The following is a 7,162-nucleotide window of genomic DNA, read 5'->3' on the forward strand; positions in this document are numbered from 1 at the left end:
GGCGATGAGCGACACCGAGCGACAGTCAAAAGATGCCGCCTCGACGGGCACCGGATACCGGGTGCTGGCTCGCAAATACCGCCCCAAGGATTTCACGGACCTGATGGTCGGCCAGGAGCCGATGGTCCGCACGCTCACCAACGCCTTCGAGACCGGCCGCATCGCACAGGCCTATATGCTGACCGGCGTACGCGGTGTCGGCAAGACGACGACGGCGCGCATTCTGGCGCGGGCGCTGAATTACAAGACGGCTGATATCGACAAGCCGACGATCGATCTGCGCGTGCCCGGTGAACATTGCCAGGCGATCATGGAAGGCCGGCATGTCGACGTGATCGAGATGGACGCCGCTTCGCACACCGGTATCGACGATATAAGAGAGATCATCGAGCAGGTGCGCTACCGTCCGGTTTCGGCGCGCTATAAAGTCTATATCATCGACGAAGTACACATGCTGTCGACGCAGGCTTTCAACGGCCTGTTGAAGACGCTGGAAGAGCCGCCGGAGCATGTGAAGTTCATCTTCGCCACCACCGAAATCCGCAAGGTGCCGATCACGGTGCTGTCGCGCTGCCAGCGCTTCGACCTGCGCCGCATCAGCGCCTCCGATCTCGTCGGGCTGTTCACGACGATCGCGGCCAAGGAGGGCATCGAGGCGGAGCCGGACGCGCTGGCGATGATCGCGCGCGCCGCCGAAGGCTCTGCCCGCGACGGCCTGTCGCTGCTCGACCAGGCGATCGCCCATGGCGCGGGCGTGGTCCAGAGCGAAGCCGTGCGCGGCATGCTCGGCCTTGCCGACCGCGCCCGGATCGTCGATCTCTTCCAGCATATCGTCGCGGGCGATGTGGCCGCCGCCCTCGGCGAATTCCAGAGCCAGTACGAAGCGGGCGCCAATCCGGTGGTCGTGCTGACCGATCTTGCCGATTTCACCCATCTGGTGACGCGGCTGAAATATGTGCCCGACGCGGCGAACGACCCCTCGCTCAGCGAAATCGAGCGCACGAAGGCCTCGGAATTCGCCAAGGGCGTCGCGGTGACGACGCTGTCGCGCATCTGGCAGATGCTGCTGAAAGGCATTCCCGAAACGGAAGGCTCGTCACGGACGGCGGGTGCCGCCGAGATGGTGCTGATCCGGCTTGCGCATGCCGCCCATCTGCCGGCGCCTGAGGATGCGGCGCGCCGGCTTGCCGAATTTTCCGGCGACAATGCCGGGTCGCGGCCCTCCTCCCCGCCTTCCGGCAATGGCGGCGGCAACGGAACACGCGTTCCCTATCAGAGCAGCGTCGCGGCCCGTGCGACGGAGCCAACACCACGGCCGCAGCCCTCAGGGCCGACCGCCATGCTGCGCGCCGTGCCCAATCCGGAGCCGCAGAATATCGGCCGCACCGAGATCAGGCCCGCAGAGGCTCCGAAGCCGCTCGTACGTGTCAATTCCATTGCCGATATCGTCGATCTCGCGGGCGAAAAGCGGGACGTCAAATTGAAGGCGCTGGTGCGCAACTTCGTGCGGCCGGTCCGTCTTGAGCCCGGCCGGCTGGATGTGAACCTCACCGAAGGCGCTCCGAACACGCTGCTCAACGAGCTTGCCGTCAAGCTCAAGGAATGGACCGGAATCCACTGGATTGTCAGCACCAGCCGCGAAGAAGGCGGGCCGACGATGGTGGAGGCGGAAGCCAAGGCGCAGGAGCAGCGTGTCAGCGACGCCCGCCAGGACCCTGACGTAGCGGCAATCCTGGCGCATTTCCCGGGCGCGAAAATCATCGACGTACGCGTGCGGGCGCCCGAACCGGAAGACGAAGGCGAGGTCAAGCCGCCGGCTGTCGCCGAATCCGAGGAAGGTGACATCCTGCCGGGCGACGACATAGAATTCTGACGTTTCAAGAAGGAGCGAGACGATGCGCGACATCATGGGCATGATGGGCAAAGTCAAGGAAATGCAGGCCAAGATGGAGCAGATGCAGGCGGAGATCGCCGAGCTCTCCGCCGAAGGCAAGGCGGGCGGCGGCCTCGTCACCGTCGTCGTCTCAGGAAAGGGCGAACTCAAGAGCCTGAAGATCGACCCGTCGCTCTTCAAGGAGGACGATGTCGAGATCCTCGAGGACCTGATCGTCGCCGCGCACAAGGACGCCAAGGACAAGGCCGAGGCGCTCGCCGCCGAAAAGACCAAAGCGCTCACCGCCGGCCTGCCGATCCCGCCCGGCTTCAAGCTGCCGTTTTGATAGCAGGCAATCGATCTTCATCTTGGCCGCGGCTCCGATAGCCGATGCTATCGAGCTTGCGCTACATACAGAACGCCACTCTTAACACTGTGCTTCCAGCAGCGCCCGCAGCCTGTAGTGAATGGGAGCGGCGAGATATCGCGACCGGTCCGCCTCCGAAAGCTGCCGGCCGAATGTTTTCATCAGCTCCGGCATCGTCACCTTTTTGCCCGAAAAGGGCTGATGCTCGACCGCCGTTCCGGCCTCGGCCACACCGCCTCTGACGACGCGGCAGTAAATGCCGGGGCGGGCGGCCATGGTGTAGCGCTTGACGAATTTCGGATCGTTCATCCTGGCGGCAAAAGTGGCGCAGGGAATGCGGCATGCAGTGACTTCGAGGATGAGATCGCCCGATATGAACCGGTCGCCGACGGCGACGTCGCGATTGTCGAGATTTGAGATGACCAGGTTTTCGCCGAAGGTGCCGGGCTCATAAGGCCGGCCGAGTTCACTGCTCCACCAGTCGAGCGTCAGCGATCCCTCGACATACACTGCCTGATCGACGCCGCCATGGTGCTTGCGGTTGCAGATCGCATCGCCGACCAGTCCTTCCGCGTCGATCATCACGGGGCCATTGACGGGTCGCTTGAAGATGCCGGTCTTGTAGCTCTTGCCGGCCAGCCTTTCCGGGTTGCCCATACAAAGAGCCAGGATTTTCATGGGATGGCCGATCCTTCCGCGATTCCGTTTTCGTTCCATATCAGTTAAGAACGGCGCATGGCAAAACGAGTCACCGGCCCCGAAATCGAAAAACTCATCCAGCTTCTGGCGAAGGTGCCGGGCCTCGGGCCGCGCTCGGCCCGCCGGGCGGCATTGCATCTGATCAAGAAGAAGGATCAATTGCTCGGCCCGCTGTCGAGTGCGATGGGCGAGGCCTATGACAAAGTGAAGATCTGCTCGCGCTGCGGCAATGTCGATACCGTCGACCCTTGCACCGTCTGCACCGATGCGCAGCGCGATCAATCCGTCATCATCGTCGTCGAGGACGTTTCGGATCTCTGGGCGCTGGAGCGGGCAGGCGCGATGAACGCCGCCTATCACGTGCTCGGCGGCACACTGTCGCCGCTCGACGGGATCGGACCTGACGATCTCAACATTCGCGGGCTGGTCGACCGGATCGGCGAAGGCGGCATCCGCGAGCTGATCATCGCCGTCAACGCCACCGTCGAGGGGCAGACGACCGCGCATTACATCACCGACCAGTTGCAGGGGCTCGAGGTGAAGATCACGCGGCTGGCGCATGGCGTGCCTGTCGGCGGCGAGCTCGATTATCTCGATGAGGGCACGCTTGCTGCGGCGCTGCGGGCGCGGACGGTGATATGAGGGGATTGCATATGCTGCGAATATTCGCACTCGCCATAACAGCCGCGCTCCTCCCCCTCCCCTCATACGCAGCCCCATCAAAAGCCGATGTCGAGGCGCAGTTCGAAAGCTGGGTGCAGAAGGACCTCTGGCCCGAAGCAAAGGCGGGCGGTATCTCCGAAAAAACCTTCAAGGCCGCTTTCTCAGGCATCACGCTGAACTGGAACCTGCCCGACCTCGCCCCGCCCGGTTTCCCGCCGCCGAAGGAGCAGAAACAGACGCAGGCGGAATTTTCCTCGCCCGGTCCCTATTTCAACGAGGACCGGCTGAAAAAGCTTGCCGCAACGGGGCGCGGCTTTGCCGCACAATATGGCTCGACGCTGAAGCGGATCGAGAAGACCTATGGCGTGCCGGGCTCGATCGTGCTTGCCATCTGGGGCCGGGAGACGGGCTTTGGGGCCGCGAAGATCCCGAATTCGGCAATCGAGGTGCTGGCGACCAAGGCTTTCATGTCGACCCGCAAGGAAATGTTCCGCACCGAGCTGGTGGCGGCCCTGCATATTCTCGACGGTGGCGACGTCACGCCGGCGGAGTTCAAGGGCTCGTGGGCCGGCGCGCTTGGCCAGCCGCAATTCATGCCGACGAGCTACCTGAAATATGCGGTGGATTTCGACGGCGACGGCCACCGCAATATCTGGACCTCGGTGCCGGATACGCTCGCCTCGATCGCCAACTATCTGGTCAAGAAGGGCTGGCAGCGCGATCGCGATTGGGGCTTCGAGGTCTCGATACCTCAAGCGGTCTCCTGCGCGCAGGAGGGACCCGATCTGGCAAAGCCGCTGTCGCATTGGGCCGCGCTCGGCATCGAGCGTATCTCCGGCAAGGACTTTCCGTCGCCGGAGATGAAGGCTCAAGGAATGATGCTGGTGCCGGCCGGCCGCGACGGGCCTGAGTTCATCGTCACGCCGAATTTCTACATCATCAAGGAATACAATAACTCCGACCTCTACGCGCTCTATATCGGCAATCTCGCCGACCGGATCGCCTTCAACGGCGGCGCCTTTGCGGGCCAATGGGGCGATGTCGGCAAGATGCTGCGCTCGGATGTCGCCGCCATGCAGAAGGCACTGGAGCGGCAGGGTTATGACGTCGGCGGTTCCGACGGACTGCCCGGCTACAAGACGCGGCGTTCGATCGGCCAGTGGCAGGCGAAAAACGGCATGAAGCCGACCTGCTTTCCGGAAGCCGCCATGAAGGGCAAGCTCAAGTAGGCGGCTTCACAGGCTGCGCTTCATGCCCTCATGGCTCGCGACGAAACCGAGCTTCTCGTAGAAACGGATCGAGTCTTTCCGCGTCTTGTCCGATGTCAGCTGCACGAGGCCGCAGCCGCGCTCGACACATTGGGCGATCGCCCATTCGATGAACTGCGCGCCGAGACCCGCACCGCGAAGCTCTCTTGCGACACGCACGCTTTCGATCTGCCCGCGCCACATGCCCGTTCTGGAAAGACCCGGAATGAAGCTCAGTTGCAGGCAGCCGACGACCTCGCCGGCCGCGTCGATGGCGACGGCCAGCAACTGATTGGCATCCGCCTCGATCGCAGCAAAGGCGGAGAGATAACGCGTATCAATGGGATCGGCGACGATTTCCCTGCCGCCGCCGAGATCGTCATCGGCCAGAAGCCTGACGATGGCGGCAAGATCCGATAGTCGGGCGAGCCTGAAACTGTGCATGCCTAGCCTCAATGATGCAGATCGATCGGCGCTTTATGGAAGACATCGTCGCCTGGCGGGATGGCCTGGCGCTCGATCATACGGTGGACATGCGGCGGGCCTTCGCCGCGGTGGAGCGCGCGAAGCCTGTCGATGTTTTCGGCATCGGCCTGCGTGCGCCGCTGGTTGTGTCTTATATATTCGACCCAGGTGGGGGTATGGTAGCTTTCCGTCCAGAGCCCGGGATTTTCGAGATCGCGCATCAGCGCCCAGTGCCGGGCGCCGTCGCGGATGCGGATGCGGCGGCGCTCCCCCATCAGCGTCATGAATTCCGCAAGGTCGTCGTCGGCGATCTCATAATCGACCTGGATGACGATCGGGCCGCTGCGCGGCGTGATGTCGAGGCTCAAGGCCGGCGCGGTGAAGCGGTTCAGCGGGTCGAGATTGAGCGAGGCGAAGGCCGGCATGGAAAAACGCAGGCCGATCGCAATGCCGAGCAGCATGACGACCGACGACATCAGCAGCGCATCGGCGACGCCATAGCGATCGGCGGCAACGCCCCAGAGCCAGCTGCCGCCGGCAATGCCGCCGAAGGTGACGGTCTGATAGAGCGACAGCGCCCGCCCGACCACCCAGCGCGGCGTCGACAGCTGGACGATGGTGTTGAAGAGCGAAAGTGCGGAGACCCAGCAGGCGCCTGATATGAGCAGGCCGGCGGAGGTCAGGACAGCGCTCGGGCTGTAGGCGGCGATGACGGCGCTCAGCGCGAAGCCGGTAAAGGCGAGCCGGATGATGATCTCGCTGGACAGCAGCTGGCGAAGCCTCGCATTCAGCACCGCGCCACCGATCGCGCCGATGCCGAAGGCGCCGAGCATGAAGCCGTAGGTCAGCGGGCCGCCGGCAACGAGATCGAGGGCGACGATCGGCAGCAGCGCCAGGATGGAACTCGCGCCGATGCCGAAGATCAGGCCCCTGACGAGGACCTTTTCGAGATTGGGCGACATCGAGACATAACGCAGGCCGGCGAAGATGGCGCTGCCGAGCGCTTCGCGCGGCAGGGTCGAAACCGGCGTGCTCGGCCGCCAGCGCAGCAGGGCATGGATCAATGGGAGGTAACTCAGGCTGTTCACCGCAAAGGCCGCGGCAGCGCCCGCCGCCGCCACGATGGCGCCGCCGATCGCCGGGCCGACGCTGCGGGTGATGTTGAAGCCCATGCTGTTCAGCGTGACGGCGCCCGGCAGATCGGCGCGCGGCACCATGTCGCCGACCGAGGCCTGCCAGGAGGGATTGTTGAGCGCCGTGCCGCAGCCGATCAGGAAGGTGAAGAAGAGCAGCAGCCAGGGCGTGATCCAGCCGAGAAGGGCCGAGGCCGTCAGCAGGGCCGACACCACGAGCATCATGCACTGCGCCGTCAGCATGACCCGGCGGCGGTCGTAATTGTCGGCGAGCGCGCCCGATATCAGGGAAAACAGCATGATCGGCAGCGCCGTCGAGGTCTGCACCAGCGCGACCATATCCTCCGAGGCGGTGATCGTCGTCATCATCCAGGCAGCGCCCACCGCCTGGATCAGCCCGCCGAAATTCGAGGAGAGGCTGGCAAACCAGATGGCGCGATAGGTATCATGCCGCAACGGCGCCAATGTCGACGAAGTATACGCCACGATTCCTCCCGCTCTGTCATTGCGCCCACCCCGCAATATATGCGCAAGACGTTCGCTGGCCATAGGTTCGTTCGCCTTGCCGGAAGCGAATTGGCGGAATTGGCAGGGGAATCGCTTCAGGTTAATTTATTGCTTGGGTGATGAGCTTTTCGAGATAGTCGTCGTTGAGGTTTGCCTTTTTTCGCCGGACTTTGAGGCTGTGCTTGTCGTTTGGATTTCTGACGAGGTT

Annotated in this window: 7 protein-coding genes; 4 read left to right on the forward strand and 3 right to left on the reverse strand. The window is 63.5% G+C overall.

From position 1 onward, the window contains the following. Positions 1–4 precede the first annotated feature (4 nt). Together ATY78_RS19265 and ATY78_RS19270 are read left to right on the forward strand one after the other, a co-directional pair. A complete protein-coding gene (locus ATY78_RS19265) occupies positions 5–1,873 on the forward strand; it encodes a DNA polymerase III subunit gamma/tau (protein ID WP_088683912.1) in 1,869 nt (622 codons plus the stop codon). A 22-nt stretch (positions 1,874–1,895) separates the two neighbouring features. Then, positions 1,896–2,219 carry a YbaB/EbfC family nucleoid-associated protein gene (locus tag ATY78_RS19270; RefSeq protein WP_088683913.1) on the forward strand — a complete coding sequence of 108 codons (324 nt, stop codon included), beginning with the start codon at positions 1,896–1,898 and terminating at the stop codon, positions 2,217–2,219. Positions 2,220–2,300: 81 nt separating this feature from the next. On the opposite strand, the gene ATY78_RS19275 is transcribed toward ATY78_RS19270, so the two are convergent. Continuing rightward, positions 2,301–2,957: an MOSC domain-containing protein gene (locus tag ATY78_RS19275; RefSeq protein ID WP_088683914.1), complete on the reverse strand. Its 657-nt coding sequence runs from the start codon at positions 2,955–2,957 to the stop codon at positions 2,301–2,303. An 18-nt stretch (positions 2,958–2,975) separates the two neighbouring features. On the opposite strand from ATY78_RS19275, the gene recR reads away from it, so the two are divergent. Together recR and ATY78_RS19285 are read left to right on the forward strand one after the other, a co-directional pair. Continuing rightward, on the forward strand, positions 2,976–3,581 hold the full coding sequence (gene recR, locus ATY78_RS19280) for a recombination mediator RecR (RefSeq protein ID WP_088683915.1): 606 nt from the start codon (positions 2,976–2,978) through the stop codon (positions 3,579–3,581). An 11-nt stretch (positions 3,582–3,592) separates the two neighbouring features. Next, on the forward strand, positions 3,593–4,831 hold the full coding sequence (locus tag ATY78_RS19285) for a lytic murein transglycosylase (protein WP_088683916.1): 1,239 nt from the start codon (positions 3,593–3,595) through the stop codon (positions 4,829–4,831). A 6-nt stretch (positions 4,832–4,837) separates the two neighbouring features. On the opposite strand, the gene ATY78_RS19290 is transcribed toward ATY78_RS19285, so the two are convergent. Together ATY78_RS19290 and ATY78_RS19295 are read right to left on the reverse strand one after the other, a co-directional pair. Continuing rightward, positions 4,838–5,293 carry a GNAT family N-acetyltransferase gene (locus ATY78_RS19290; protein WP_088683917.1) on the reverse strand — a complete coding sequence of 152 codons (456 nt, stop codon included), beginning with the start codon at positions 5,291–5,293 and terminating at the stop codon, positions 4,838–4,840. An 8-nt stretch (positions 5,294–5,301) separates the two neighbouring features. After that, positions 5,302–6,933, reverse strand: a complete 1,632-nt coding sequence (locus ATY78_RS19295) for an MFS transporter (protein WP_088683918.1) — start codon at positions 6,931–6,933, stop codon at positions 5,302–5,304. Positions 6,934–7,162: the final 229 nt, after the last annotated feature.

Source organism: Rhizobium sp. R635 (genome assembly GCF_002211285.1).
GTDB lineage: Bacteria > Pseudomonadota > Alphaproteobacteria > Rhizobiales > Rhizobiaceae > Rhizobium.